Below are 25,510 nucleotides of genomic sequence, written 5' to 3'. Positions count from 1 at the left end.
ATGGACCAGCGCGCTCGTTCCCTAGATCGGCAGTTTCCGGAAGATCGGCCGGGGGATATGCCGCAGGGCCGACATGACCAGCCGGAACGGCGCGGGCGACCACACCAGTTCCTTGCCGGCGCGCGAGGCGGCGACCGCGGTCTCGGCGACCTGCTCGACGTCCACCGTCAGCGGGGCGTCCTTGAGGCCTTCGGTCATCTTGGTGCGCACCTGGCCGGAGCGGACGACGGTGATCTGCACGCCGAACTCGGCCAGCGCCTCGCCGAGGCCCAGGTAGAAGCCGTCGAAACCGGCCTTGGAGGAGCCGTAGACGAAGTTCGAGCGGCGGACCCGCTCACCGGCCACCGAGGACAGCGCGATGACCTTGCCGTGTCCCTGCTTCTTGAGCTTGTTCGACAGCGCGACCCCGACAGACACCGCGGACGTGTAGTTCACGGTCGCCGCCTCGACGGCCTTCGCGTGGTCCTGCCACAGCTCTTCCTGGTCGCCGAGCAGGCCGAACGCGACGACGGTGACGTCGATGTCGCCACCCTCGAAGGCCTTGTCCAGCACGGCGGGGTGGGTGTCCAGGGCCTTGGCGTCGAAGTCGACAGTGGCCACTTCGGCGCCCTTGTCCTTCAGGCGCTGAGCGGCCGCGTCGAGGCGCGGCGACTGGCGTCCGGCCAGCACGACCCGGAGGGGCTTTTCGGCCAGGTACTTCTCCGCGATCGCGAGCGCGATGTCGGAGGTGCCGCCGAGCAGCAGCAGGGACTGGGGGTTGCCCACAGCGTCGATCACAGTTCCAACCTTCGGGACATGTCAGAGGCGAAAACGCCTTCGGGGTCAACGGAAGCGCGGACCTTGCGCCATTCCTCGAGCCGCGGGTACATCTTCGCGAAGTTCTCCGCGGAGGTGCGCGAGTCCTTCGCCGTGTACAGACGGCCGCCGAGCGCGAGCACGTCCTCGTCGAGTTCCTGGCAGAACCGGCTCAGGCCGTCCTTGATCGGGAAGTCGAGGCAGACCATCCAGCCGGGGTGCGGGAACGACAGCGGCGCCGGGTTGCCCTCGCCCATCTGCTTGAACACGTTGAGGAACGACACGTGCCCGGAGTCGGCGACCTTCTGGATGATGCGGCGCAGCGGCTCGTGCGCGTTCAGCGGCGTGCTGAACTGGTACTGCAGGAAACCCTTGGAGCCGTACGCGCGGTTCCACTCGCCGAAGAGGTCGAGCGGGTGATAAAACGCGGTCAGGCTCTGGATCTGGTCGCGCGCGTTCTTCGCGGTCTTGCGGTAGTACAGCTCGCCGATCGCCGTGAACGACAGCTTGTTCGCCAGCCCGTTCGGGAACACGTCCGGCAGGGTGGCCAGGGTTCCCGGGTTGAACTTGAGCGGATCGGCCCGCAGCTTGGGCGGCAGTTCGTCCAGCTTCGCGAGCGAGCCGCGCTGGAACGCGGCGCGGCCGAGCTTCGCGCCCCGGGAGATCGAGTCGAACCAGCCCGACGAGTACGTGTAGTTGTCCTCGGAGCCGTCGGTGACCAGCGCCAGGGTCTCGTCGAGGTTCGCCGTGCGCTGGATGTCGGCCTTGAAGTAGGCCGTCTCCGTCTTCGTCATCCGGATCTTGGCGCGGACGATGATGCCGGTCAGGCCGATGCCCGCGACGGTCGCCCAGAACAGCTCCGCGTCGGGGCCCTCCGGAGTCAGCGTGCGCACCTGGCCGTCGGCGGTGATCAGGTCCAGCGACACCACGTGGTTGCCGAAGCTGCCCGCCGAGTGGTGGTTCTTGCCGTGGATGTCGTTGGCGATCGCGCCGCCGATGGTGACCTGGCGCGTGCCCGGCAGCACCGGCACCCACAGGCCGTACGGCAGGCCCTCGCGCATCAGCTTGTCGAGGCTGACCCCGGCGTCGAGGTCGACGATGCCGGAATCCGGGTCGATCGAGTGGATGCGGTCCAGCGCGGTCATGTCGACGACCAGGCCGCCCGCGTTCTGCGCCGGGTCGCCGTAGGACCGGCCGAGACCGCGCGCTATGACCCCGCGTTCCCCGGCCTGTGTCACCGCGCGGGCGATGGCTTCCACGTCGGGGGTGCTCAGGACGTCCGCGATACTCGGCGCCGTCCTTGCCCAGCCCATGAGCGACTGCCGCTGTGTCTTGGGTGCTTGGGTCACGCCGACCAGGGTAACCACGCCGAACAATGCCCGGAACGTGACCCTGAAGTGCTCGCTTCTACACTTTGCGCATCAGCCCCAGCAGTTTATGAGGTAGAGCAGTGGTGGCGACCGACCCGAAAGCCGGCGTGACGGCAGCAGCGCCGTCCTCCCCTGGGCTGCTCGGGCAGCTCATCCGCTTCGGCCTCATCGGCGGCTTCTGCGCCCTGGTCGATTTCGGCGTCTACCAGGGGCTCCGTGCCCTCGGAATGGACGCGACGCCGTGGGTCGACATCGCCCGCGCGCTCAGCTTCATCGTGGGCACCACGACCGCCTTCTTCCTGAACCGCAAGTTCACCTTCGCCGGTGGACGCCAGGAGGGCGCGCGTCAGATCGGTAGCTTCGTGCTCCTGTACGCCGTCACGTTCCTCGTGGCCGTCGGCGTCAACCGCACGATGCTGCACGTCCTGCCGGAGTCGGCCTGGAAGGCCACCTTCGGCTGGGTCGTCTCGCAGGCAACCGCGACCATGATCAATTTCGTCATGCTCAAGTGGGTCGTCTTCCGTGAGCCCCGCGCCACCGCCACCAGCACAGAGGAGAACTGAGGATTCATGCCCGGTAAAGCCGCCGTCACCGGAGAGGCCCCGAGCGCCATGGTGAGCACTGTCGACGACACCCGCTTCGCGGAACGCACCCCGCAGGGCCGTCTCACCGCGCAGCGTGGGCTCTACGCCGGCCCGGCCCCCATCGTCAGCAAGGACCTCTACGCCGAGCTCGAATGGGGCACCGCCGTGCGCGAGCGCGCGGGCATCTCCATCGAGCCCGCGTCGAAGGTGTCCGGCAACACGTATTTCGGCCGTTTCCCCGCCAGCTACTGGCAGCGCTGGACCGACGTGACCGAGGTCCAGGTCGAGGCCGTCGTCACCGGTGACGGCCAGCTGTCCGTCGGTGCCTCCGACATCGAGGGCGACACGCGCGTGGTCGCCGCCGAGATCGTCAAGGGCGCGAAGCAGCAGAAGGTGACGCTCAGCGCGAAGCTCGACAAGTTCTACGACGGCGGCGCGCTCTGGCTCGACATCGAGACCGAGGGCGGCCAGTCGCTGCGTGTCGAGAAGGTCCGCTGGACGGTCGAAGCGCCGGAGAAGATCCGCCCGACCGCGGTGACCATCTGCACGATGAACCGCGCCGACGACTGCCTGTCGAACCTGCAGGCGCTCGCCGCCGACGTCTCCTCGCTGGAGACGCTCGACGCGATCTACGTCGCCGACCAGGGCACCGACCTCGTCGAATCGCGCGACGGCTTCGAGCAGGTCGCGAAGGACCTCGGCGACAAGCTGCACTACATCAAGCAGCCGAACCTCGGCGGCGCCGGCGGGTTCACCCGCGGCCTCTACGAGGTCGCCGGGCACACCGAGACCGAGCACGCGAACGTCCTGTTCATGGACGACGACGTGCTGCTCGAGCCGGATCTGGTGATCCGGATGACCGCGTTCTCCAACCGCACGGTCAACCCGGTCATCGTCGGCGGGCAGATGCTGAACCTGCTGCACCCGAACCAGCTGCACGTCGGCGCCGAATACGCCCGGCTGAACACGCTGGAGCCCGGCCAGCCGGTGCAGCACTCGCTCTCGACCGCCGACCTGCTCGGCGTCGACGAGGAGACCCTCAAGCCGAACCGCCAGGAACGCCGCCTCGACGCCGGGTACAACGGCTGGTGGTCGTGCCTGATCCCGTACGAGGTCGTCAAGGCCACGGGCTACCCGCTGCCGTTCTTCTTCCAGTGGGACGACGCGGAGTACAGCTACCGCGCCCGCGCGCACGGCTTCCCCACCGTCACCCTTCCGGGCGCCGGCGTCTGGCACGCCGACTTCCACTGGAAGGACTGGGACGAGTGGCACCGCTACTTCAACCTGCGGAACTCGATCATCACCGCCGCGCTGCACTCGCCGTTCAACCTGAACCTGCTCTCGCGCGTGCTCATCGCGCAGCTGGTCCGGTACCTGCTCGGCATGCAGTACGGCCTGTCCGCCACGCTGATCAAGGCCGTCGAGGACTTCCTCGAGGGGCCCGAGGTCCTGCGTGACGGCGGCGTCGCCGCGATGAAGGAGATCCGCCGGATCCGCGACGAGTACCCCGAGACCAAGCGGCACAAGGCCACCGACGTCCCGGGCATCGCGTCGAACGACATCGGCATCATCAACAGCGCGCCGCGGCCCAGCATGCAGCGCCTGGTGCTGATCAAGCGGATCCTCGACCGGGTGCTCGGCCGCAGCCGTCACTCGCTCGGCGCGATCCCGATCGACGAGGCCCACTGGTGGCACGTCGCGACCTTCGACACCGCCGTCGTCACCGACGCTTCGCAGGAAGGCGTGCGGGTCCGCTCGTACGACCGCGCGAAGATGTTCGACCTGGCGCGCCGCGGCGCCAAGGTCATCCAGCGGCTCCGCAAGGAAGGCGCGGCGGTGCAGGAGCAGTACAAGCGCTCCATGCCCGAGCTGACCTCGCGAGACAACTGGAAGCGGCTTTACGAGCTGTAGGCACGTGAGCTGAAAGGGCCCTTCACCGCGTCTCATGCGGTGAAGGGCCCTTTCGCCGCGTTAGAGCCGCGCCCGAGTTCTCAGTGGAGGCCGAACACTCTCGTTTTACGGTTCAGGTCGTCGATGTAGGCGGCGGCGACGTGGGAGAAATTGATCGCCACCTCCGAGTCGTCCCTCGTCTGGATCGTCTGTACCGAACCGGTGCGGACGAAATGCGAGAGATCCTTGGTCAGCCGTTCGGTTTCTTCCGTCGTGAGCGCGAAGAGCAGCGGCTCCCCGCCGGTGGCGAGATGGAGGACGAGCGCGGGTTTCTGGTCTGCCATGAATCCATGGCACCAGCCTTGATCACGGCCGGGCAAGCGGGTTCGCTGCGGGCGTATCGGGCGCGTGGACTACCTTCATCCCGACGGACAAGACACCCGCGGGGGGAAATGGCGATGCCGCATTCGTTCTCGCTGTCGCTGGCGGCGGTGGACATCCTGCTCGAGCACGGCCGGTTCGGGCCGGCGCCCGTCCCGTTCGAGATCCCGCACATCGGCACGACGACCGATCAGCGCGCGATGGTGCGCGAGGCCGTCTTCCGCGACCTCGAAGGCCGCGGCCTGATGCGCGGCGGCAGGCTCGACGCCGACGTCGAACTCGCGATCGCCACCTTCGCCAATCCGCAGCTCGCCGTCTGGGCGGTCGCGCAGATGGACAAGGACAAGCAGCTGTTCGCGCGGGCGGCGACGGACGGGCAGTTCGCGGTCGTCGTGCGCCAGGAAGAGAACCTGCTCGTGTTCGAGGAGACCAGGCCGACCGCGATCGTGGCGTCGATCGTCGACCTGCTGCCGCTCACTCCGGCGGGTCCCGGTCAGTCGGTCACCATCGCGAAGCCGGCGAGCGCGCCGAAGCGACCTCGCAACGACGACGCGTACGACCCCTTCGCCAAGGTCAGCGGACCACGGTCGCACGGGTCGAACCCGCAGCTGCGGCAGGTGGAGCGGATCTTCGAGAAGCCGAAGACGCGCGTGGGCCAGTTCAGCGTGTTCATCCGCGGCGGTCAGGTGTTCCCGCCGCTGGCGTGGTTCGACACCGAAGCCGGCCGCTTCATGATGACCTCGCGCCAGGCCACCGACGGGCAAAGCTGGCTCACCTACGCTCCCGCTGACAACGCGAGGATCGCGCAACAGCTGTATGCCCAGCTCGAAGGGCAGTTCTGAACCACGGGGAACCGGGGTGACGCCCGTTTCGTCACAGTTCCGGAGATCTTCGGCGATCGGGGAATCACCGTCGCGCCGAGTGCCCGGCTAGTAGACTGCCGGGCGATACGCACGGGCGAGCAGACGATGCAGTGGGGCGGGCGATGGCTTTCGAAGCGGACAGCGGACAGGCGGCACCGAGCTACGCGATCGGCGCCTTGGGGGCGGCGGCCGCCGGCTACGTGGCGGCGGGTGGGCTGAACCAGGCCGCGATCGCCAAGGTGAGCGCGGAGACCCAGAAGCTGGTCGCGGCCGCCAAGAGCGGCGGCTTCAAGATCACCGAGGAAGGCGTCAAGCCCCTGCGTGAGGCGCTCGCGAACATGTCCGAAGAGCTCAGCGCGCTGAAGATCAAGACCATGGCGCTGAACGAGGCCCCGCAGCTGGGCGGTCACCCGTACGGCAAGGCGGTCGCCGCCCACGACCACAAGGGCGCCGCTCAGTCCGCCAACTCCGCGAACGCGATCATCGGGCAGTTCGAGCAGGTGGTCAAGGACGCCGACGAGGCGCTGGCCAGGGCCGCCGGGCTGTACAAGGGCGTCGAAGACCGCGCGATCGACGCCACCAAGAAGATCAGGCCTTGAGGGACGATGAAGAAACTCTGTGTGCTGCCGCTCGCCGCGGCCGCCCTGGTACTGGCCGCGTGCTCCAGCGAGAAGCCGGGCAGCGCCAGCCCCGCGCCGTCGGCTCCTCCAGCGCAGTCGAGCGCTTCCAGTGCCGCGCCTACGTCCGGCGGGGACACCGCGTCGATCGATCCGTGTTCGCTCGTCAGCGCGGCGGACTTGGCGTCCTACGGGACCTTCAAGCCGCCGTCGAGTGAAAACGCGGGCGGAGCCCGGCTCTGCACGTTGAACAAAGAGGCGGCGACAGCCTCGGAGACCCTCTCGATCGGCGTGGGTGTCCGTGACACACAGGGTCTCGACACGGTGAGCGACTCCGGCACCGGCAAGACCACCGGCAACGTCAACGGGCGCAAGGCGGTCCGCGCGCCCAGGCCGCCGGGAGGGTGCCTGATGGCGCTCGAACTCGGCCCGGCCGCGAGGGTCGATCTCCTGGTCGCGGCCGACGACGCCGAAAAGGCCTGCGGGATCGCAGAGAAGGTCGCCGACATCGTCGAACCGAAGCTTCCGAAGGGCTAAGGGGGAACCAGGATGACCACCAAGACACCGAACCTGAGCGAGCAGCAGGTCTCCGACCTTTCGCCGGCGGCTCGCGACGCGTACTACCAGCAGAAGGCACAGGAGGGCGTCGACCCCAGTGACGGCTGGCTGTTCGGCGCGGTCAACCGGTTCCTCGCCTCCGGGAAGGCCCACCAGCAGTCGCAGGAGGTCGGCGACAAGAACGTCGACCAGCTGACCAGCAACGGCGACGTCAAGTACGTCGAGGGGCTCGAGCCGCCGAACGGCGACTACCTCGGCTACGACCACGAGAAGCTCGAACAGTTCGTCAACACGGACCTGAACGTCGAGCAGGTCACCCAGGTCTCCACGGCCTACCACGACCTGCACAAGGCCTTCGACACCTTCTCGCGGACGATGGACCAGGCCGTCACCGCTTCGCAGGGCACCTGGGAAGGTGACGCGGCGGGCAACGCGCAGGGCTACTTCAAGAGCCTCAGCAAATGGTCCGAGGCGAACTCCCAGAACGCCAAGCTCGCCTCCGAGACGATCTACGACCAGGGCACCGCGGCCTCCACCGTGAAGAACACGATGCCCAAACCGATCCCCTTCAACTGGAAGGACGAGGTCGGGGGGTGGATGACGTCGAACCCGTTCAACCTGGGCGAGAACATCGACAAGTCCATCCAGAAGCAGAAGGACAGCCAGGAGGCCCACACTCAGGCGGCCTCCGCCATGAACAGCTACGACAAGTCCTTGTACGACGCCGCGTCGAAGCAGCCGGTGTTCGCCGAGCCGCCGAAGTTCGGGGTCGACGGCGGTGGCGGTACCGGCGAGCCGGGCAGGTCGCAGCCGTACCAGGTTCCGCCCGGCTCGAACACGCCCGGCTCCAACCACCCCGGCAACACCTACATCCCGCCCGGCAGCGGTGGCGGGGGTAACGGCGGTGGAGGAGGCGGTGGCGGCGGCTACGGCTCCAACCTGCCCGGTCCGGGCAGCACCACGGGGTCCGGCAGCCTTCCGTCGGGCACCACGCCGTCCGGCTACCAGAACGGCCCGGCGCCGATCACCACGCCCGGCCCCAACAACAACACCGCGATGCCGGTGAGCCCGATGCCGATGGCGCCGCCGATGATGGGCGGCGGCATGGGCGACTCGGAGTACAACAGCCGCACCGGTCGCGGTGGCGGCGGAAGCGGGTTCGGTCCGGGCAGCGGCGGCGGTTCCACGCCCGGTTCGGGTTCCGCGTCCGGCGCTGCCCGTCCCGGCGGCGTCGGTGCCGCCGAAGCGGCCGCGGGCCGCGGTATGGGCGGTCTCGGCGGTGGCGCCGGCGGTCGCGGCGGGCCGGGGATGGGCGGCGGTATGGGTGGCCGCGGTCAGCAGTCGGAGGGGGACGAGGACACCGAGCACCAGCGTCCGACGTACCTCGTCGAGGGCGACCCCGACGAGGTCTTCGGGACCGACATGCGCACCGCGCCGCCGGTCATCGGCGAGTAGACGTACGCGAAAGGGCCCTTCCTCGCACTAGGCGCGAGGAAGGGCCCTTTGCTGTTCAGCGCCCGTGCTGGGCGACGTACGGGTCGCGGTCGTAGCGCAGGGCGGACCGGCCGACCGAGTGCACGAGGTTGTCCCAGAACCGGCTTCCGGTCAGCGGTGCGCGCACGGAAGCCAGCATTTCCCGGATCTCGGGCCGTGCGAGGGAACGCCTCGCGGACGCGATCTCCTCCGCGGGTACTACGCCCCCGGTCGCCGCGGACAGTTCCTCCGGCGTGCCCCGGCCGGCGTCCGCGATGGTCCAGGCGACGGAGAGCCGCTTGTCGTGCCCCATCGCCCCGCCTTCGATCGAGATCGAGTGCGACGCCAGCGGGGCGGCCAAGCCGAGGTCGTCGACCACCTTGTAGCCGGAGGACAGCAGCATGCCGGGGAAGCCGAGCGCGCCCGGAGAGGAGACCACGGTCCGCTCCCGCGCCGGTACGACGAGCCAGCGATCGTAGACCGACACCGCGACGACCGGTCCCTGCTTGCCTTCCATGGCCTCGGCCAGCTCCGGCAGGTACCCAGTGGCTCGAGCGGCGTCATCGGCCAGGATCGGATGCGCCTTGCCCGTGGTGTCGAGCCAGAAGACGCGGGAATCGGTGATGGCGTGGGCGCCGATCTTGTGCTCGATCGCCGAGGGCGCCCGCAACCAGCCCCCGCTCACCACGGCCCAGACGCCGAGCACCAGCACCGGCAGCGCGGTCCACTTGCTCAGCGGTACGGCGAGCACCGGGAGGAGGAGCAGCAAGAGCGACGGAAGCAGCATCCGGCCGTGCATGTAGTCGCCGCCGACGCGTGTGACGTAGAAGAGCAGGGCGAGCGCGGCGACGACGGGCAGCACGACCACGATGGTCGTCGCACGCGTCAGCCCGCGGAGCACCAAGGCCGCGACGACCACCAGCGTGAGCAGCGGGATCGCCAGCAGGTACGGGTCGAGCAGATCGGCGATGTAGTAGAAGCCCCGGTCCCAGCGGGCCTTCGAGGCTTCCTTCGCCAGCGCGGTGTTCGGAGTGATCAGGCCGTAGTAGCCCATGCGGAAGATCTGGTAACCGACCGGCAGCGCGCCGCCCACGAGGATCCAAAGCAGGGCGCGTTTCCAGCCCGGCTTGACGATGAGGAGCAAGGCGACGCCCCCCAGCGCCGTCACCAGTGCGAATTCGGGGCGGACCAACGGGCCGAGGCCGAGAACGAAGACCGTCGCCCATTCCCGCGTGCCGGGGCGGGTGGCGTGGCGGACCAGGAGCCACCACATCCCGGCGAGCCAGCAGGTGACGAGGCCGGTTTCGAGACCCGATGTCGCGAAGTCCCAGAACGGGGAGAGGCCGAGAAGCAAGAGTGCTCCGGCCGGCACGATCGGTTTCGAGGGATGCAGGCGCCGCGCGCCATCGAGGCCGAGCGCCATCCCGGCGACCGCGAAGAACAGGCCGAGAACCACGGCGGCCCATTCGAGCCGGATGCCGAGGAAGCCGGCGGGTACGAGGAGGTATGTCCAAAGGGTGCTGGTGTTCGCTTCGACGCGTTCACCGGCGTTGAAGACCGGGCCGTTGCCGTCCAGGAGGTTCTGCACGGTCCGCAAGACGATGAGCCCGTCGTCGCACACCCATCTTCGGTTCCAGGCGATGACCGCGAACAGAGCCACGACCAGCCCGATGACGACGAAATTCCCGTCGAACCGAGGTCTGGGTCTGTGTCTGGATCTAGGTCTCGCTTCGGTGGTTTCCAGCGCGAGTACAGGTGGGTTCACGAGCTGAGCACGCCGGTGGCCGGGCACAGGTTGCCCGGCCACCGGCCCGATATCGCTCAGTAGCGGTAGAACTTCTCCTTGCGGCCCTGGCGAACCAGCTTGAGCCACTGCAGGAACGCCTTCGGATCCCGCTTCACGCCGACGAAGTAAAGGCCGAACCGCAGCACTTCGAGCGCGCCGATCTTGCGCATTCCCGGCTGGGACAGCAGATATCCACGGTTCCGGTAGGTGTAGTAGCGCTTGACCTCGTTTTCCGGATCCTGCGCGTGGAACCGGCCGCCCAGCATCGGCTTGAACTCGTCCGAGCCGTCCGGGTGCAGGTACGCGGTCTTGAGCGAGGTGCCGAACGGCAGCCCGGAACGCACCAGGCGCCGGTGCAGTTCGACCTCGTCGCCGCGGAAGAACAGCCGCAGATCCGGCACGCCGACGACGTCCAAAGTGGACGCTCGGAACAGTGCGCCGTTCATCAGCGAGGCGATCCCGGGCAGGAAGTCGGTGCCCAGCTCCGACGACGAACGCTTCCAGGTCAGCCCGCGCCGCAACGGGAACGCGAGCTTGTCCGGCGCGTCGATGTTGGTGACCACCGGGGAGATCTCGGCCAGATCCCGCTTCTCGGCTTCGTCCAGCAGGATCGCGAGGACGTTCTCGTCGGCGGGACGGCCGTCGTCGTCGGCCAGCCAGATCCAGTCCGCGCCCAGGGAAAGCGCGTGCAACATGCCGAGCGCGAACCCGCCCGCGCCACCGAGGTTGCGGTGCGAAGGCAGGTACGTGAAGGGAAGCGGGTAGTTCTCGACGATGTCCCGCGCCGACTTGTCCGGCCCGTTGTCGACCACGACGAGGTGGTCGACCGGCCGGGTCTGCGCGGCGATCACCTTGAGCGAGTCCGCGAGCAGTTCCCGTCGATGGCGCGTGACGACCACGCCGACGACGGCGCCTTCGGGCAACTGCCGGGTCTCGCTGGTCATCCTTGGCCGCCGTTCGTCGTCGAGACCGTCTCCGGCTCGATGCCGAAGCGCTCCAGCGTTTCCTTGCTCATGTTCTCGAACGGGTCGCGCCCCTTGTAGCCGGTGAGCACCTCGCGCAGCGAACCGCGCTGCTTGACGTGCCCCTCGTCCATCCAGATGGCGGAGTCGCAGAGCTCGAAGAGGAACTCGTCCGAGTGGCTGGCGAACACCAGGATGCCCGACCGCTTCACCAGCGCCTTCAGCCGGTCCTTGGCCTTGTTGAGGAACGCCGCGTCGACCGCGCCGATGCCCTCGTCGAGGATCAGGATCTCCGGGTCGATCGAGGTGACCACGCCCAGCGCCAGGCGCACCCGCATACCGGTCGAGTACGTCCGCAACGGCATCTGCAGATAGTCCCCGAGTTCGGTGAACTCGGCGATGTCGTCAACGCGGGCTTCCATCTGCTTCGCGGTCATCCCGAGGAACAGGCCGCGGATGATGATGTTCTCCAGACCGGAGATCTCCGGGTCCATGCCGATGCCGAGGTCGAAGACCGGTGCGATCTTGCCGGAGATCTTCGCCGAACCGCGGGTGGGCTCGTAGATCCCGGACAGCAGCCGCAGCAGCGTCGACTTCCCGGCGCCGTTGTGGCCGACGAGCCCGACGCGGTCGCCCTCTTTCAGCTGGAGCGTCACGTCGTGCAGGGCTTCGATGATCGGCACCTTGGTCTCGGTACCGATCTTGCCGCCGACCTTGCCCAGCACCTTCTTCTTCATGGAGCGGGTCTTCGCGTCGAAAATGGGGAAGTCGACGTAGGCGTTGTGCACATCAATGCTGACCATCTGTCACACCCAATAAGAGACGCGGGAACGGTAATTGCGCATCGCGACCAGCGCGAGGATCCAGCCGACGACGGTGAAGCCGATCACCACGTACCAGCTGTTGATGCTGACTTCCTGCCCGATCAACGGTGCGCGCACGATCTGGATGAAGTGGAACAACGGGTTGCCGTGGACGAACGGCAGTGCCCACGAGGTGTCGACCCGCGCGCCGCCCGCCATCAGCTGGTCGACCGGCCACACGATCGGCGTCATGTAGAACAGCAGCTGGATGATCGAGCTGATCACCTGCGGGATGTCGCGGTAGCGGGTCGAGATGATGCCCAGCAGCAGGGTGACCCAGCCGGCGTTCAGGGCGAGCATGAAGAAACCGGGGATCGCGGTGAGCGAGTACCAGCCGATGCCGGGGTGGCAGATGCCGGAGAAGCCCGGATCGCAGTTGCCGGTGTTCAGCGAGTACTGGTGGTTGAGCGAAGTGAAGAAGATCGCGACGACGATCACGTAGACGATCAGGTTGTGCATCAGCATCAAGGTCTGGCGCCACACCGTCCGCAGCACGTAGACCGACAGCGGCGCCGGGAGCTGTTTGATCAGCCCCTCGTTGGAGATGAAGGTCTCCATGCCCTCGGACAGGCACCCGCTGATGAAGCCCCAGATGATGAACCCGGTGCTGATGTAGGGCAGGAACGTCGCCGTCGGCATGTGGAACAGCTGCGAGTACAGAAGTCCCAGGCCCAGCGCGATGACACCCTGGCTGATGGTGATCCAGAACGGGCCGATCACCGAGCGGCGATAGCGCTGCTTGATGTCCTGCCAGCCGAGGTGTCCCCACAGCTCTTTGGCGGCGAAACCGGTCTTGATGTCGGCGAACGCGCGCGAAAAGGTCTTGCTGTCCGAAATCGGCGGAACCGAGGTCGGCGCAGCACCGTCGGCGGCGTGAACCGTGCTGGTGGCATGCACGGGAACGAGGGTACCGATGGGGCCGATGATGCCTGGGACGCCCCGTCCCGACCACGGAAAGCTACCGTCGGATTCGCACCCGAACGCGGTGCGTGTGCTGGTACTTTCTGCCCTCATGACTGCCGCACTCGGCGAGGCGAGCCTGATGGTCAATCTGCTCGCCGCCTACGCCGACCGGCCGGAGCCCCGTTCGGTGGCCGTGGTCGGGAATCAGCCGCTTCCGCCGGATCCCCGGCGGGCGAAGGCCATCGACGCCTGTGACCTCGTGATCCGCGTCAACGGCTTCGTCGTGGACGAGCCGGGTGGGCCCGAGGCGGTCGGCAGCCGGGTGCACGCCGTCGTGTTCAATCGCGCCGTCCGCGCCACCAAACACGTCTTCCGTGACTACCGCAAGCGGCTCTACCTGCTGGTCGAGCCGGGCAGGATGCACTGGGAACCCGAAGACATCCCCGGCTGGTGGCCCGGTGACCTCGGTTACGTGCCGGTGCCGAACCGCGAGGTCGTCTTGCCGCTTTCCGACGCGCTCGGGCTGCCCAGCCGCGAAGAGGGCCTGTGGTCGACCACCGGGACGCTGGCCGCGTGGATCGCGCGCACGTCGTTCCCGCACGCCACGCTGGTCCTGTCCGGGTTCTCGTTCATCGACGACCCGGCCCAGACCCACTGGGAGCACGCCGCGGGCGACTCCTGCATCGTCGGACCCGAACACCGGATCGCCGCCGAGGGCAGGCTGCTGGACTCGTGGACGAAGACCGGCGAAACCGAACTCCTGCGCTGAACTCCCAGCCAGCCCCACTCCGAGAAGGAACCACTCCCCATGGCAGTGCAGAAACTCCGCAGCGGCGTGATCGGCCGGATCGCCCGGCTCATCGACTTCCGGATCGACGAGCGGCTCCGCGACCTCAACGGGCGTGTCAACGACCTGGAACACGCCACCGCGGACCACCGCCGACGGCTCGACGGCGCCGAGAGCGGCCTCGAGCACGCCCGCGGCGACCTGCGCTGGACCCGCGCCGAGCTGGACCGCCTGATCCCGAGCGTCGCGGCCCAGGAGGCCCAGCTGGAGGATCTGCGCGAGTCGCTGTCGCTGCCGGCGCACGCCGACAAGCCCGAACTGGCCGAAGCGCGCAGCCTGATCCAGGAGATCCAGCGCCAGCACGCCCAGATCCGTGTCCGGCTCGCCGGGATCGCCCGGTACGAGGACCGGCTGCGCCGCATCGAAGACCGTCAGCGCGAAACCATCGAGCAGACGCAGTAACCCCGTGCTGGCTCGCGAGGCCACGGAGGCCGACGCCGCGTTGCTGCTCGGCTGGCGGAACGACCCACGTACCCGTCAGGCGTCCCGTTCGACCGGCGTGATCACGCTGGACGAGCATTCCGCCTGGCTGCGTGGCGTGCTGGCGTCGCCGGACAGGGTGCTTTACGTCGTCGAACTCGACGGGGTCCCGGTCGGCACCGTCCGGTTCGACCGCGAGCGCGACGGTGTGTGGGAGGTCAGCATCACGCTCGCGCCGGAGAGCCGGGGTCGCGGCCTGTCGGCCTCGGTACTGGCGGAGGGCGAGCGTGCCTTCACCGCCGGTCACCGGGCGCGTGAGGTGGTCGCCGCCGTGCATCAGGACAACGCGGCGTCGGCCGCGCTCTTCGACCGGGCGGGCTACGCCGAGGTCGCGCCTGCCGTCGACGGTTTCCGGAAGCTGCGTAAGACTGTGTCCTGACCAGACCGTCGTCAGGGAGGCGTTTCGCCCATGTCAGCACAGGAAGTCCGGATCGGCGCGCACCGCATCGGAGCCGGGCATCCGCCGTTCGTCATCGCCGAAATGTCCGGTAACCACAACGGCGAGCTCGCCCGGGCGCTGGAGATCGTCGACGCGATCGCCGAAACCGGCGCGCAGGCGGTCAAACTGCAGACCTACCGGCCGGACACGATCACGATCGACGTCGACGCGCCCGCTTTCCGGGTCAGCGACTCGCATTCGCTGTGGGGCGGCGAGAACCTCTACAAGCTCTACGAGCGCGCGCACACGCCGTGGGAATGGCACGAGCCGCTGTTCGAGCGCGCCCGTGCCCGCGGCCTGGAGATCTTCTCCAGCCCGTTCGACCCCACCGCCGTCGAGCTGCTGGAGTCGCTGGACGCGCCCGCGTACAAGATCGCGTCGTCGGAGATCGTCGACCTGCCGCTGATCGAGCTGTGCGCGAAGACCGGCAAACCGCTGATCATCTCGACCGGGATGGCCAGCGTCGCCGAGATCGACGCGGCGGTCCGGACCGCGCGTGAGGCGGGCAACGACCAGTTGATCGTGCTCGGCTGCACCGCCAGCTATCCGGCGTCGCCCAGCGAGAGCAACCTGCGTGGCCTGCCCGTCCTGGCGGGCGTGACCGGGACGCTCGTCGGCCTGTCGGACCACACGCCCGGCATCGGCGCCCCGCTCGCGGCCGTCGCCCTCGGCGCCGTCGCCATCGAAAAGCACGTGACGCTGGCCAGGAGCGACGGCGGTGTCGACTCGGAGTTCTCCCTGGAGCCCGCCGAACTGGCCGCGCTGGTCACCGAATCGCACCGCGCCTGGGAAGCGCTGGGCGCGGCGGTGATCGGGCCGCGCGAGAGCGAGAAGGAAGGCCTGCGGCTGCGGCGTTCCCTGTACGTCGTCGAAGATGTGCGCGCCGGGGACACGGTGACGCGGGAGAACGTCCGCTCGATCCGGCCCGCCGGTGGGCTGGCGCCCGCCGAGATCGTGAACGTGCTCGGCCGTACTTTCTCGTCCGATGTCCCGAAGGGCACCGCGCTCACCTGGGGCCTGATCTAGCGGAATGGCTGAAGGACGCTTTCCCCGCATGTGATGCGACGAAAGCGCCCTTCACCGCGTGTTATGCGGCTATGGTCCCCTTCAGCTCTAGCCGAAGAACGTCTGTACCTCGTCGATGACGCGGTCCACGTCGGCGTCGGTCAACGCGGGGAACAGCGGCAGCGAAAGCTCCTGGCTGTAGTACAGCTCCGCGTTCGGGCACATCCCGCGCTGGTACCCGAGATCCTCGAAGACCGGGTGCCAGTACGCGGGGATGTAGTTGACCTGCACACCGATTCCCTTGGCGCGCAAGTGATCGAACAGCGCGCGACGGCGTCCTTCGAGGACTCGCAGCGGGTACAGGTGCCACACCGGATCCGCGCCTTCGCGCACAGCGGGTGTGAGAACACCGTCCAAAGAGGACAGCTCGGCGGTGTACCGCGCGTGGATCTCGGCGCGCCGCTTCTTGAACTCGGCGAGCCGGCGCAGCTGACTGCTTCCCAAGGCGCACAACACATCCGGCAACCGGTAGTTGAGGCCGAACTCGTGCACCTCCTGGTGCCACGCGCCTTCGTCCGGATACCGCTGTGCCGCCTTGTCCCGCACCAGGCCGTGATTGCGGAAACCCCGGGCGCGCGCCAGCAGCTCGTCCGAACCCGCGATCACCGCGCCGCCTTCGGCCGTGGTGAGGTTCTTGGTGGGGAAGAAGGAGAACGTCGTGAGGTCGGCGAGCGAGCCGACCGGCCTGCCCTGCCAGCTGCCGCCGACGGAATGCGCGGCGTCCTCCAGCAGCAGCGCGCCGTTGTCACGGGCGATGCGGCCGAGTTCGTCCAATTCCGCCGGGTGGCCGGCGTAGTCCACGGCCGCCACGACCTTGGTCCGCGAGGTGACGGCCGCCGAAGCCGCCGCCGGGTCGAGGTTGCCGGTGTCGGCTTCGACGTCGGCGAAGACGACCTTGCCGCCGAGCAGCGCGGCCGTCGCGGCGGTGGCGACGAACGTCATCGGCGAGGTGACGACCTCGTCACCGGGGCCGATCCCGGCCGCCGCGTACGCGACGTGCAGCGCCGCCGTGCCCGAGGTGACGGCTACCGCGGGCGTACCGCCGGTGTGCTCCGCGAGGTCTTCTTCGAAGCGCGTGACGGCGGGGCCGGTGGTCAGCCAGTCGCCGCGCAGCACCTCGGTGACGGCGGCGATGTCCTCGTCCGAAACGGATTGGCGGCCATAGGGGAGGAAGTCACCCATACTGCTCGACCAGGTCGCGCAGCTCGTCCGCGTCGAGCCACAGGTCGTTGGTGTCCGAGCGATAGGCGAAGTTCTCCGGCACGGCCTCGCCGCCGGTCGGCGGTTCGTAGCCCCAGCCCGCGATATGCGGCTGGACGACGTACCGGTCGCTGAGCCGCACGGTCCGGCGGGCGTCGTCGGGGGCGATCATCTCTTCGTGCAGCTTCTCGCCGGGGCGGATGCCGACCTCGTGCATCGGCGAACCGGGCGCGATCGCCTGCGCGAGATCGACCAGCCGCATGCTCGGGATACGCGGCACGTACAGCTCGCCGCCGTTCATCTGCTCGAAGGAGTCGACCACGAACTGCACGGCCTGCGGGAGCGTGATCCAGAAGCGGGTCATCTCCTTGTGCGTGATCGGCAGCGACTCGCCCTTGGCCGCGAGCGCGCGGAAGAACGGGATCACGCTGCCGCGCGAGCCCATCACGTTGCCGTAGCGGACCACGGAGAACCTGGTCGGATGCGTCGCGGCGTAGTGGTTCGCGCTGATGAACATCCGGTCGGCGCACAGTTTCGTGGCGCCGTAGAGGTTGATCGGGCTGGACGCCTTGTCCGTCGACAGCGCGACGACCTTCTTCACGCCCGTGTCGATCGCGGCCTCGATGACGTGCTGCGAGCCGACGACGTTGGTCTGCACGAATTCGAACGGGTTGTACTCACCGGTGTCGACCTGCTTGAGCGCCGCGGCGTGCACCACGTAGTCGACGCCGTGCATCGCGCGCTCGAGGCGGCGGCGATCCCGGATGTCGCCGATGAACCAGCGCAGCCGCGGGTCGTTGTCGAACTGCTGGCGCGCTTCGTACTGCTTGAGCTCGTCGCGGGAGAGCACGACCAGCCGTCGCGGGTTCAGCTCGGCCAGGGCGTAGGTGATGAACGCCTTGCCGAACGAACCGGTCCCGCCGGTGAGCAGGATGCTGGAGCCATCCAGCTCGGACATCGTCGACCTCCGCGTTTCGGTGCCACTGCCGCACGCCATCATGTCACCCATGGATCCAGCCCCCGGGGCCCACGTGGTCAACGCCGTCATCCAGGCACGCGCGTCGTCCACCCGGCTACCTGGCAAAGTCCTCCGTCCGCTGGCGGGCCGGAGTGTGCTCGGCTGGGTCGTCCGGGCCGCCGCTGCTTCGCCGGGGATCGACAACGTCGTGGTCGCGACCTCGACGGAGACCGAAGACGACGCGGTGGCCGAGGAGGCCGCCCGGCACGGCGCCCTGGTCGCGAGAGGCCCGCTCGACGACGTGCTCGCGCGCTTCGCGGTCGCTATCGAGTCGTACCCGGCCGACGCGGTGGTGCGGCTCACGGCCGACTGCCCGCTGCTGGATCCCCATCTCATCGGCCAGCTCGTGGCGCAGTGGCGCGCGCAGCCGTCGCTGGACTACCTGAGCACCGTGCTGGTGCGCACCCTGCCGCGCGGTTTCGACGCCGAACTCGTGCGCGCCGGGGTGCTCGCCGAACAGATCGAGACGGCCCGGGGCGCCGACCGCGAGCACGTGACTTCCGGCGTCTACGCGAACCCGGAGCGGTACTCGTGCGCCGGGATCGTCGTCAGCCCGCCCGCCGACGACCTGCGCGTGACCTTGGACACCGCCGAGGACTGGGCGGTCATCGAAGGAATCGTGGCCGAACTGGGCGACCGCGTGGGCGACTGGCGAGAAGTGGTCTCCCTGCTGCGCGCGCGGCCCGACCTGGTGAAGCTCAACGCGCACGTCGAGCAGAAGAAGGTCGCCCGATGACCCGGCTGCTGCTCCGGGCAGACGCCTCGCCGTCGATCGGCGCCGGGCACGTCTCGCGCATGGTCGCCTACGCCGAACGCGCCGTCGCGCGAGGCTGGGAGGTCGTGTTCTCGGGCCGGGTGGACAACGCCGAATGGCTGGCGTCCCGGTTCGGCGAGCTCTCGGTTCCGATAGTGCCGTCCGCGCCCTTCGAGGGCTTCGACGCGGTGGTCGTCGATCACTACGGTCTCGGCGAGCTGCGGGAAGAGGTCAACGCCGCGGGCGCGCTGCTGGTGTCCGTCGAAGACGACGTGTTCGGCAGGCGCGCGGCGGACCTCGTCGTCGACTGCGCCTTCGCTCCCGAGCTGCGGCCCGACGACGGCTCCGGCGAGCTGCTCAGGGGTGTGGAGTACGCGCCGATGCGAGACGTCGTCCGCAGTGCGCGGGAGAAGCGCCGCGGCCGCGAGGAGACCGACCGGCCGCACGTGACCGTGGTGCTCGGCGGCGGGACGGAATGGGCGGGGACGGTCAGCGCGCTCCTGCACGCCTTGCGCGACACGGAACTGCCCTTCGTCGCCGATGTCCTCGTGCGCGGCGAACCCGCGATGCCGGAGGCCTTGCCCGGCCAGGAATTCCGTGTCGCACCGCCCGGGCCGGGGTTGCTGGATCTGCTCGTGGAGACGGACGTGGCGGTGAGCGCGGCCGGCGTCACGCTGCTGGAGTTGTGCTGCCTCGGTGTGCCGACCGGCGTGGTGAAGCTGGTCGACAACCAGGAGACCGGCTATCGGGGTGCGCTGGATCTCGGGCTGGCTGCCGGGCTGGGGAGCGCGGCGGCTCTGGACGACGATGTCGTCGAGACGCTGCGGACCTTGCTGCTGGACCGGGAGACCCGGCGGAGGTTCTCGGAGACGGCGGCGTCCGTCGTGGACGGCCATGGCGTGGATCGCGTGCTGGACCGGCTGCAAGTCCTCGTTGGCTGAGGACAGGGAAGTCTGACCTGAATCGAGGACCGCGGCTGTCCTCGATCCTCCCTACCGTCGTCCCCATGACCATCACGCCTTTCACGATCGCCGTCCCCCAGCGCGACCTCGACGACCTCTCCGCCCGGCTGGCGAACACCCGCTGGCCGGACGAGATCGACGGCGTCGGCTGGGGGCTCGGGACGCCGCTCGGGTACCTCCAGGAGCTCGCCGAGTACTGGCGGCTCCGCTACGACTGGCGCGCCCATGAGGAGCGCCTCAACGGTTTCCCCGGATTCCTGACGAACATCGACGGCGCGAACGTCCACTTCCTGCACGCGCGGTCACCGGAGCCGGACGCGATCCCGCTGGTGCTCACGCACGGCTGGCCGGGGTCCATTGTGGAATTCCTGGACGTCATCGGTCCGCTGTCGGACCCGCGCGCGTACGGCGGTGACCCCGGGGACGCGTTCCACGTCGTCGTCCCGTCGCTGCCGGGGTTCGGGTTCTCCGGGCCGACGACCGAGGCGGACTGGGGTTCCGACCGGACCGCGGACGCCTGGACGGTGCTGCTGTCGCGGCTCGGGTACGAGCGGTTCGGGCTGCACGGCGGCGACTGGGGCGCGATCGTGTCGCGCGTGGTGGGCGTCCGGTGCCCGGAGCGGGTGATCGGCGCGCATCTGACGATGCTGCCGCACGCGGTGCCCCGGAGCGAGGCGGATCTCGCGGGGCTCACCGGCGACGAACTCGCGCGGGGCGAGGCGGCTTTGGCGCGCGGGCGGGAGTTCCAGGCCGGCGAACTCGTCTTCGCGGATCTACGCCTCGCTGGGCCCGGCTTGGGGCCAGGAGCCGCCACGGTCCACAGTGCCCACCGGCGTGGCCGTGTTCCCGAAGGACACCGGCCTGCCGATCCGGCACCTCGCCGAGCGCACCGACAACGTCGTGCACTGGTCCACTCCGGACCGAGGCGGTCACTTCCCGGGGCTGGAGGTGCCGGACCTGCTCATCGAAGACCTGCGGACGTTCTTCCGGCCGCTGCGCTGACCAGCGCGCGTCAGAGGTACTGGCCGGGCCCGTGAGACTCGCCGGCGGCACCGTGCCCACCCAAAGCGGCGCCGCCCGCGGACGGACCCGCCGGAAGCCCCCGCCGCATCTGCTCCAGCTGCACCCGAGCCGCCATCTGCTGCGCGAACAGCGCGGTCTGGATGCCGCTGAACAGCCCTTCCAGCCAGCCGACGAGCTGCGCCTGCGCGATCCGCAGTTCGGCATCGGACGGCGTCGAGTTCTCGGTGAACGGCCGCACGAGCCGCTCCAGCTCGTCCTGCAGCTCGGGCGCGAGCGCCTGCTCCAGCTCGCGGATGGAGGTCTGGTGGATCTCACGCACACGGGTGCGGCTGGCGTCGTCCAGCGGCGCGGCGCGGACCTCCTCCAGCAGCTGTTTGATCATCGTGCCGATGCGCATCACCTTGGCGGGTTCCTCGACGAGGTCGCCGAGTGACTCCTCCTGCGGCTCTTCGCCGGAGTCGGAGCCGGGGGAGGCGATGCGCGCGGTGCCGACCGGAGTGCCGTCGGGGCCGACGACCACCACATGGTGTGGGGAGTCTCCGCCGCCGTCACCGGGGGTGTTCGATTCGCGGGAAACTGGGTCGGTCATGTGCTCCATCCTGGCCTACGTGGGGCGCGAAGCGCAGTGTGGTTTTCGGCGCCGTCTCCGAGCGTAGCGGGAATCGTCGCACCCCGTGGTCAGGCAGCCAACCCCGGGTAAAGCGCCAAACCGCACGTCCGTACGGTGTCCCCATGGCGTTCGACGTCGCTCGTATCCGTGGGTTGTTTCCCGCGCTGGGTGACGGCTGGATTCACTTCGACGGCGCCGCCGGAATGCTCGTACCTGAACAGGTCGCTTCGGCCGTATCCACGGCCATGCGCGCTCCGGTGTCCGGGCCGGGTGGAGCGTTTCCGGCCTCCCAGCGCGCGGAAAGCATTGTCACGGCCGCTCGCCGGGCGGTCGCCGACCTGGTCGGCGCCGATCCGGCCGGAGTCGTGCTCGGCCCCAACGCGCCCGATCTCATCCGCCGTCTCGTCGACGCGATGGCCGATCGCTGGACCATCGGCGACGAGGTCGTCGTCTCCCGGCTCGACGAGGAGGCCAACCTCGCGCCGTGGCGCCGCGCGGCGAAACGCGTCGGCGCGGTCGTGCGCTGGGGCGAGATCGACATCGAGACCTGCGAGCTGCCCGCCTGGCAGTACGAGAACCTCGTCTCCGCGCGCACCAAGGCCGTCGCGGTCACGCTCGCGTCCGGTTCGGTCGGCACCCGGCCCGACGTCCCGACGGTGATCGAGTTCGCGAAACGCGTCGGCGCGCTGGTCGTCGTCGACGCGACGTACGCGGCGCCGTTCGTGCCGCTCGACCTCAACGCGCTCGGCGCCGACGTGATGGTGGTTTCGGCCCAGGCCTGGGGCGGGCCGTCGGTGGGGGCGCTGGTCTTCCGCGACCCGGAACTCCTCGAACGCCTGCCGTCCGTGTCGCTCGACCCGGCCGCGCGCGGTCCGGCCCGGATGGAGCTGGGGCCGCACGCGTATCCGTTGCTGGCCGGGCTGATCGCGTCGATCGACTATCTGGCCGGTTTGGACGATGCCGCGATGGGCTCGCGGCGCGAGAAGCTGGTGACGTCGCTGGGCTCGGCGAAGTCGTACCACGCGGGACTTCTGGCACAGCTGTCCACGGAGCTGCGTTCGCTGCGGCACGTCATGGTCATCGGCGACGCCATGCGCAGGATCCCCGCGCTGGCCTTCGCCGTCGCGGGCAAGAAGGCGCCCGAGGTCGCCGAATACCTGGCGTCGCAGGGGCTTTGCGCCTTCGCGGACGACGGCACGAGCGGCGTCTTCGGCTCGCTCGGCGCCGCCGAAGTCGGCGGCGCCGTCCGCATCGGGCTCGCGCACTACTCGAACGTCTTCGAGGTCAATCAGCTCGTCCGGGTGCTGGAAGAGATCCGCTAAGACTTCGCGGCAAGCAGGATCTTGCCGAAAACCGTGCCGTCTTCGAGCGCGCGGTGCGCGGCGGCGGCTTCGGCCATCGGGACGACCTGACCGACGATCGGCTTCACGGAACCCTGCTCCACCAACGGCCACAGCCGCTCGCGGACGTCGGCGACGATCGCCGCCTTCTGCTCCAGTGGCCGCGAACGCAGGCCCGCGCCGAACACGCTCGCCCGTTTGCCCATCAGCTTGCCGATGTTCAGCTCGCCCTTGACGCCGCCCTGCATGCCGATGATCACCAGCCTGCCGTCCATGGCCAGCGCGTCGACGTTGCGGCCGAGGTACTTGGCGCCCATGTTGTCGAGGATGACGTTCGCACCGCCGGTCTCGGCGCGCAGGACCTCGACGAAGTCCTGCTCCTTGTAGTTGATCGCGATGTCGGCGCCGAGCTGGCGGCAGCTCTCCAGCCGCTCTTCCGAACCCGCGGTCACCGCGACCGTCGCGCCGAGCGCCTTGGCGACCTGGATCGCGTGCGTGCCGATGCCGCCCGCGCCGCCGTGGACGAGCAGGACGTCACCCTCGGACAGGCCGGCGTGCATCACCACATTCGCCCACACCGTGCACGCGACTTCCGGCAGTCCGGCGGCCGCGAGCAATTCGACTTCGGCGGGGAGCGGAAGCAGTTGTCCCGCCGGAACGGCGACCTTTTGCCCATAGCCGCCACCGGCGAGCAAAGCACAAACTTCGTCGCCGATTCGCCACCCTTCGACGCCTTCGCCGATTTCGGCGATCGTGCCCGAACATTCGAGTCCGATGATTTCGCTGGCCCCCGGCGGGGGAGGGTAGTTTCCCTGGCGTTGCAGCAGGTCAGCACGGTTGACGGCACTCGCGGCGACCTCGATGACGACTTCGCCCGCACCCGCCACCGGATCGGGGACCTCGGTCCATTCGAGAACATCGGGTTCGCCGGGCTCACGGATGGTGATCGCGTACATACAAACGACCCTATCCCGGTGTCGTAAAGTCCGCCGAACGTCGGTTGACCTGTGGCGCAAACCACACAAAGGTGACGCCCATGTCATATTCGCGAAGAAGCATTGTTCCCTCGATCGTGGTGATGGCCACCGCCGCGCTCACGGTCGGAATGGCTCCCGCCGCAACGGCCGCGACCGGGCTCGACGGCCCCGCGCTGGCCAAGCAGCTCGTCAGCAAGGTCGACGTGAACAACGTCAACCGGCATCTGATCGCGCTGCAGCGGATCTCGGACGCGAACGGCGGCCGCCGCGCCGCCAGCACCGAAGGACACAAGAAGTCCGCGGAGTACGTCGCCACGAAGCTGGAGCAGGCGGGCTTCACGGTCACGCGGCAGGAGTTCCCCTTCACCTACGCGGAAACCCTCGCGGAGAAGCTGACGGTCGCGGGCGCCGACGTCCCGATCATCATCATGTCCTACAGCCCGTCGACGCCCACGGGCGGAATCACCGCCCCGCTCGCGGTGGTGCCGGTCGACGACACCAGCGGCTGCGAAGCGGCCGACTACGCCGGCGGGGTCACCGGCAAGATCGCGCTGATCCAGCGCGGCGGCTGCTCCTTCGCGCAGAAGCAGGCGACCGCCGCCGCGGCGGGTGCCGTCGGCGCGATCGTCTACAACAACGTCCCGGGCCCGGTCAACGGCACCCTGGGCGACCCGGCCGCGGGCAAGATCCCGACCGGCGGCATCACCCAGGCCGACGGCCAGGCGCTCGCCGGCAAGGCCGGCACCTCGGTCACCCTCGACCTGCGTGCCTTCCAGGAGGCGCGGACCAGCTACAACGTCATCGCCGAGACCAAGACCGGCCGCAAGGACAACGTCGTGATGCTCGGCTCGCATCTCGACAGCGTCACCGAGGGCCCCGGCATCAACGACAACGGCACCGGTTCCGCCGCGCTGCTGGAGACCGCGCTGCAGCTGGGCAGCAAGCCCAAGGCCAACAACGCCGTCCGCTTCGGCTGGTGGAGCGCCGAGGAGTTCGGTCTCGTCGGCTCGACCCACTACGTCAACTCGCTGAGCTTCGAGCAGCAGCTCGACATCGCGCTGTACTTCAACTACGACATGATCGGCTCGCCGAACGCGGCGTACTTCGCCTACGACGGTGACAACTCCGACGGTGTCGGCGCGGGTGCGGGCCCGTACGGTTCCGCGCAGCTCGAGAAGACCCTCGTGGACTACCTCGAGAAGGGCAAGGGTGTCCCGGTCGAGGGCACGGACTTCACCGGTCGCTCCGACTACGGCCGGTTCATCGCGGTCGGCATCCCGGCCGGTGGCCTGTTCACCGGTGCCGAAGGCGTGAAGACCGCGGCGCAGGCGGCCAAGTGGGGCGGCAGCGCCGACGTTCCTTACGACAAGTGCTACCACCAGGCCTGCGACAACCTCGGCAACGTCGACCGCGTCGCGCTCGAACGCAACTCCGACGCCGTCGCCTGGGCGCTGGGCGTGTACGCGACCAGCACCGCGAACATCAACGGTGTTTCGGGTGCTTCGGCCGCGAAGGCGAAGGCCCTTCGCGCGACCGAGCGGTCTCAGCAGCGGAGCATGACGGCTTCCGTCCAGGCTGACGACCACCACGTCGCCGCCTGATCCTCAAAATGCCTCGTGAGTGGTGAGGACGGTTCTAACCGTCCTTACACAACACCCACGAGGTTTAAGCCCCGGCGCCTTGTGGGGCAGGGGTCGCAGCCCGCCGGCACGCCCGGCGGGCAGCCCGGGGTGTACCACATCATCCGCAG

25 protein-coding genes and 1 pseudogene are annotated in these 25,510 nt (G+C 68.9%); 15 read left to right on the top strand and 11 right to left on the bottom strand.

What is annotated here, in order from left to right; genetic code table 11:
- Positions 1–21: 21 nt before the first annotated feature.
- Both ACIRGA_RS29930 and ACIRGA_RS29925 read right to left on the bottom strand, forming a co-directional pair.
- Positions 22–777 carry a decaprenylphospho-beta-D-erythro-pentofuranosid-2-ulose 2-reductase gene (locus ACIRGA_RS29930; protein WP_400947130.1) on the bottom strand — a complete coding sequence of 252 codons (756 nt, stop codon included), beginning with the start codon at positions 775–777 and terminating at the stop codon, positions 22–24.
- Positions 774–2,144, bottom strand: coding sequence for an FAD-binding protein (locus ACIRGA_RS29925; RefSeq protein ID WP_400947128.1), 1,371 nt, complete (start codon positions 2,142–2,144; stop codon positions 774–776). The genes ACIRGA_RS29930 and ACIRGA_RS29925 overlap by 4 nt, the downstream gene beginning before the upstream one ends.
- A gap of 101 nt (positions 2,145–2,245) precedes the next feature.
- Between ACIRGA_RS29925 and ACIRGA_RS29920 the strand changes: the two genes are divergently transcribed.
- Positions 2,246–2,728: a GtrA family protein gene (locus ACIRGA_RS29920; protein ID WP_400947126.1), complete on the top strand. Its 483-nt coding sequence runs from the start codon at positions 2,246–2,248 to the stop codon at positions 2,726–2,728.
- Between the two features lie 6 nt (positions 2,729–2,734).
- A complete protein-coding gene (locus tag ACIRGA_RS29915; protein ID WP_400947124.1) occupies positions 2,735–4,660 on the top strand; it encodes a glycosyltransferase in 1,926 nt (641 codons plus the stop codon).
- A gap of 80 nt (positions 4,661–4,740) precedes the next feature.
- Here the strand turns inward: ACIRGA_RS29915 and ACIRGA_RS29910 are convergent, their stop codons facing one another.
- Positions 4,741–4,983: a hypothetical protein gene (locus ACIRGA_RS29910; protein ID WP_016330689.1), complete on the bottom strand. Its 243-nt coding sequence runs from the start codon at positions 4,981–4,983 to the stop codon at positions 4,741–4,743.
- 114 nt (positions 4,984–5,097) lie between these two features.
- On the opposite strand from ACIRGA_RS29910, the gene ACIRGA_RS29905 reads away from it, so the two are divergent.
- From ACIRGA_RS29905 to ACIRGA_RS29890, 4 genes are all read left to right on the top strand, one after another.
- On the top strand, positions 5,098–5,862 hold the full coding sequence (locus ACIRGA_RS29905) for an ESX secretion-associated protein EspG (protein ID WP_400947120.1): 765 nt from the start codon (positions 5,098–5,100) through the stop codon (positions 5,860–5,862).
- Positions 5,863–6,005: 143 nt separating this feature from the next.
- Positions 6,006–6,482, top strand: a complete 477-nt coding sequence (locus ACIRGA_RS29900) for a hypothetical protein (protein ID WP_400947117.1) — start codon at positions 6,006–6,008, stop codon at positions 6,480–6,482.
- Between the two features lie 6 nt (positions 6,483–6,488).
- Entirely contained in the window at positions 6,489–7,037 is a 549-nt protein-coding gene (locus tag ACIRGA_RS29895) for a DUF3558 family protein (RefSeq protein ID WP_400947115.1), read from the top strand.
- Positions 7,038–7,049: 12 nt separating this feature from the next.
- Positions 7,050–8,513: a hypothetical protein gene (locus ACIRGA_RS29890; RefSeq protein WP_400947113.1), complete on the top strand. Its 1,464-nt coding sequence runs from the start codon at positions 7,050–7,052 to the stop codon at positions 8,511–8,513.
- A gap of 55 nt (positions 8,514–8,568) precedes the next feature.
- Here ACIRGA_RS29890 and ACIRGA_RS29885 read toward each other — a convergent pair whose 3' ends face one another.
- From ACIRGA_RS29885 to ACIRGA_RS29870, 4 genes are all read right to left on the bottom strand, one after another.
- Complete coding sequence (locus tag ACIRGA_RS29885; RefSeq protein ID WP_400947110.1) at positions 8,569–10,191, bottom strand: arabinofuranosyltransferase; 1,623 nt, start codon at positions 10,189–10,191, stop codon at positions 8,569–8,571.
- A gap of 161 nt (positions 10,192–10,352) precedes the next feature.
- Positions 10,353–11,261: a glycosyltransferase gene (locus ACIRGA_RS29880; protein WP_400947107.1), complete on the bottom strand. Its 909-nt coding sequence runs from the start codon at positions 11,259–11,261 to the stop codon at positions 10,353–10,355.
- Positions 11,258–12,082: an ABC transporter ATP-binding protein gene (locus tag ACIRGA_RS29875; protein WP_400947104.1), complete on the bottom strand. Its 825-nt coding sequence runs from the start codon at positions 12,080–12,082 to the stop codon at positions 11,258–11,260. The genes ACIRGA_RS29880 and ACIRGA_RS29875 overlap by 4 nt, the downstream gene beginning before the upstream one ends.
- 3 nt (positions 12,083–12,085) lie before the next feature.
- Positions 12,086–13,039 carry an ABC transporter permease gene (locus ACIRGA_RS29870; RefSeq protein WP_400947101.1) on the bottom strand — a complete coding sequence of 318 codons (954 nt, stop codon included), beginning with the start codon at positions 13,037–13,039 and terminating at the stop codon, positions 12,086–12,088.
- A 145-nt stretch (positions 13,040–13,184) separates the two neighbouring features.
- On the opposite strand from ACIRGA_RS29870, the gene ACIRGA_RS29865 reads away from it, so the two are divergent.
- From ACIRGA_RS29865 to pseI, 4 genes are read left to right on the top strand one after another with little or no spacing between them, the layout of a single operon-like run.
- Positions 13,185–13,814, top strand: a complete 630-nt coding sequence (locus tag ACIRGA_RS29865) for a hypothetical protein (protein WP_400947222.1) — start codon at positions 13,185–13,187, stop codon at positions 13,812–13,814.
- Positions 13,815–13,853: 39 nt separating this feature from the next.
- Positions 13,854–14,294, top strand: a complete 441-nt coding sequence (locus tag ACIRGA_RS29860; protein ID WP_400947098.1) for a hypothetical protein — start codon at positions 13,854–13,856, stop codon at positions 14,292–14,294.
- A gap of 4 nt (positions 14,295–14,298) precedes the next feature.
- The gene (locus ACIRGA_RS29855; protein ID WP_400947096.1) at positions 14,299–14,751 is read left to right on the top strand and encodes a GNAT family N-acetyltransferase; all 453 of its coding nucleotides are present in this window, start codon (positions 14,299–14,301) and stop codon (positions 14,749–14,751) included.
- A gap of 30 nt (positions 14,752–14,781) precedes the next feature.
- Positions 14,782–15,837 carry a pseudaminic acid synthase gene (gene pseI, locus ACIRGA_RS29850; RefSeq protein ID WP_400947094.1) on the top strand — a complete coding sequence of 352 codons (1,056 nt, stop codon included), beginning with the start codon at positions 14,782–14,784 and terminating at the stop codon, positions 15,835–15,837.
- An 87-nt stretch (positions 15,838–15,924) separates the two neighbouring features.
- Here the strand turns inward: pseI and ACIRGA_RS29845 are convergent, their stop codons facing one another.
- Together ACIRGA_RS29845 and pseB are read right to left on the bottom strand one after the other, a co-directional pair.
- Positions 15,925–17,058 (bottom strand): DegT/DnrJ/EryC1/StrS family aminotransferase, encoded by a 1,134-nt coding sequence (locus ACIRGA_RS29845; RefSeq protein ID WP_400947091.1) that lies wholly within the window; start codon positions 17,056–17,058, stop codon positions 15,925–15,927.
- Positions 17,051–18,034 (bottom strand): UDP-N-acetylglucosamine 4,6-dehydratase (inverting), encoded by a 984-nt coding sequence (gene pseB, locus ACIRGA_RS29840; protein WP_400947088.1) that lies wholly within the window; start codon positions 18,032–18,034, stop codon positions 17,051–17,053. Before pseB ends, ACIRGA_RS29845 begins: the two co-directional genes overlap by 8 nt.
- Positions 18,035–18,083: 49 nt before the next feature.
- On the opposite strand from pseB, the gene ACIRGA_RS29835 reads away from it, so the two are divergent.
- The 3 genes and pseudogenes from ACIRGA_RS29835 to ACIRGA_RS29825 all read left to right on the top strand — a co-directional run bounded on the left by ACIRGA_RS29835 (position 18,084) and on the right by ACIRGA_RS29825 (position 20,812).
- The gene (locus ACIRGA_RS29835; protein ID WP_400947085.1) at positions 18,084–18,830 is read left to right on the top strand and encodes a cytidylyltransferase domain-containing protein; all 747 of its coding nucleotides are present in this window, start codon (positions 18,084–18,086) and stop codon (positions 18,828–18,830) included.
- Positions 18,827–19,789 carry a spore coat protein gene (locus ACIRGA_RS29830; RefSeq protein WP_400947083.1) on the top strand — a complete coding sequence of 321 codons (963 nt, stop codon included), beginning with the start codon at positions 18,827–18,829 and terminating at the stop codon, positions 19,787–19,789. Before ACIRGA_RS29835 ends, ACIRGA_RS29830 begins: the two co-directional genes overlap by 4 nt.
- A gap of 65 nt (positions 19,790–19,854) precedes the next feature.
- Positions 19,855–20,812, top strand: a pseudogene (locus ACIRGA_RS29825) (epoxide hydrolase family protein).
- A 10-nt stretch (positions 20,813–20,822) separates the two neighbouring features.
- Here the strand turns inward: ACIRGA_RS29825 and ACIRGA_RS29820 are convergent.
- Positions 20,823–21,431 carry a bacterial proteasome activator family protein gene (locus ACIRGA_RS29820; protein ID WP_400947080.1) on the bottom strand — a complete coding sequence of 203 codons (609 nt, stop codon included), beginning with the start codon at positions 21,429–21,431 and terminating at the stop codon, positions 20,823–20,825.
- Positions 21,432–21,565: 134 nt separating this feature from the next.
- Here ACIRGA_RS29820 and ACIRGA_RS29815 point away from each other — a divergent pair, with 134 nt between their 5' ends.
- Positions 21,566–22,765 (top strand): cysteine desulfurase-like protein, encoded by a 1,200-nt coding sequence (locus tag ACIRGA_RS29815; protein WP_034309809.1) that lies wholly within the window; start codon positions 21,566–21,568, stop codon positions 22,763–22,765.
- Here the strand turns inward: ACIRGA_RS29815 and ACIRGA_RS29810 are convergent.
- The gene (locus ACIRGA_RS29810; RefSeq protein ID WP_400947077.1) at positions 22,762–23,739 is read right to left on the bottom strand and encodes an NAD(P)H-quinone oxidoreductase; all 978 of its coding nucleotides are present in this window, start codon (positions 23,737–23,739) and stop codon (positions 22,762–22,764) included. The two genes, ACIRGA_RS29815 and ACIRGA_RS29810, sit on opposite strands and share 4 nt — an antisense overlap.
- A gap of 80 nt (positions 23,740–23,819) precedes the next feature.
- Here ACIRGA_RS29810 and ACIRGA_RS29805 point away from each other — a divergent pair, with 80 nt between their 5' ends.
- The gene (locus tag ACIRGA_RS29805; protein WP_400947074.1) at positions 23,820–25,361 is read left to right on the top strand and encodes a M28 family metallopeptidase; all 1,542 of its coding nucleotides are present in this window, start codon (positions 23,820–23,822) and stop codon (positions 25,359–25,361) included.
- Positions 25,362–25,510: the final 149 nt, after the last annotated feature.

Source organism: Amycolatopsis sp. NPDC102389 (assembly GCF_044765885.1).
GTDB lineage: Bacteria > Actinomycetota > Actinomycetes > Mycobacteriales > Pseudonocardiaceae > Amycolatopsis.
This window is presented reverse-complemented; position numbering and strand designations above follow the sequence as displayed.